The organism is Bacteroides sp. NSJ-39 (assembly GCF_014287315.1).
GTDB classification, from domain to species: Bacteria; Bacteroidota; Bacteroidia; order Bacteroidales; family Bacteroidaceae; genus Bacteroides; species Bacteroides finegoldii.
The window spans coordinates 1-1558 of record NZ_JACOOB010000059.1 but is presented as its reverse complement, the minus strand read 5'-3'; the positions used below and the strand labels follow the sequence as shown (position 1 = coordinate 1558).

General features: G+C 37.4%; 1 pseudogene. It reads right to left on the bottom strand.

The features are described from left to right. A pseudogene (locus tag H8S63_RS19685) lies at positions 1-1457 on the bottom strand (class I SAM-dependent DNA methyltransferase); the annotation flags it as partial. Positions 1458-1558 lie beyond the last annotated feature (101 nt).

Genomic DNA, 1558 nt, shown 5'->3' with positions numbered 1-1558 from the left:
GAACCATCCTTGTGACCATTTATTTTCTCGAATATAAGCCCTAAAACAGAAGCATTGATGAGTGTTTTAGCCTCTTCTTGCACTTCTTCACTGCCTTCGCTCGCAAAGTTATAAGCGTCGAGAAAAGCAAACAAATATTGCAGGGTGGGTAATGCGTTGACTTGTAGATTGCGTTTTTTATTTCGTAATACGCTACTCGCCAAGACAGGAAGTACCGTACGTTGTGAAAGGCTGTTTATCTTAATTGTTTTACTTTCCAAATCTGTCACCTCGAAAAGAGAACTGTTAAGATAGGGAACGTAAGCAAAATCACGCATAATGGAGTGTGTGCGGCTGCCCATGTCACGTGCAAGCACTTGGAAAAAGAGTGTGTTGAGATCATCATAGTCATGAATCTTAGTTATTGAAAGAAATTTATAGATTGCATCTCCATTGTGGTATTTCAACATCTGAGCCTCCAACAGTTTCAAGAAAAGGATACGATTCATCCAAGTAATACACAATTCCATTGCAACATTGAATAACCGTTCCTCATAATCATTCCCATACAAACGACCATTTATGTGACGCAAACAATCTTCTGCATCCAGTTGGTTAATAGTATTCTCTAGTAATGAAGCCTCGTCACGCCGTTCCACAGCTTTGCGTACAATCACGGTTTTATTATTCTCTTTGCGTTCCTCAATACCAATAATGTGTAGCAGCTCAGTGTAGAATCCACGGTTGAGCGAATTGCTGTCATTTTGGAACGATAGCTTCAAAAGATGTGTATCGCTGAATATCTTATAAAGTTCGATAAGTTTGCGTGAAGCGCTACTGTCTGTTCTATCAAGCAGGTGTTGATAGTCTTGTAAGTTGAAGTAAGTGTATTCAAGGCTATCTTTCACCTCCTCAATATAGGTTGTTGCAATTTCAGTATAGAAGAAATCGGTTTTGTTACTGGTTTTGCGTCCATCCACAAAGTCTTGAAACTCACGACGTAATTGTTTGTTCTGATAGAATTTGCGTTCAAACTCATGGGCATCAAAAATAAAGAATTCATGAATATTAGTAGCGATGAGATATTTAATATCATTGTTCTTCTTATTGACACGTTCTTTAAGATAGTATAGCAATAATTCCTGCAAAGCCTTACGATTAAGATTGTCATTAGAAATCATCTCACCTTTGTTGGTGGTACTCTTTACTTCAATCAATAACCCTATATTGGACTTGATAGTTTTATCCAATCGGATAGCCAAATCAATATCTTCTTCGGGAGCCATGTAGTATGGCTTGTAGAACGTTTCACTCAGAAAATTACGTAAATGTTCTTTTTGCGTGTGTTCTCTTTGCCCATCCACAATATTGTCTCTCAATGTGCGAAGGGCATTTTTGAATAAGTCAAAATCTGTTGTTTCAATCGCAACCTGTCTATATGCTTTGTTCAGAGCTTGATTCGGTTTGAGTAGTCCCATAATGTTTGGTAAATAAGTTAATAAAATACAAAGGTAGCCTAAAAACTTGATAATAAAGAATGAACGTATTGGTTTAACGAAAGTTTGTTCTACTGCCAGCC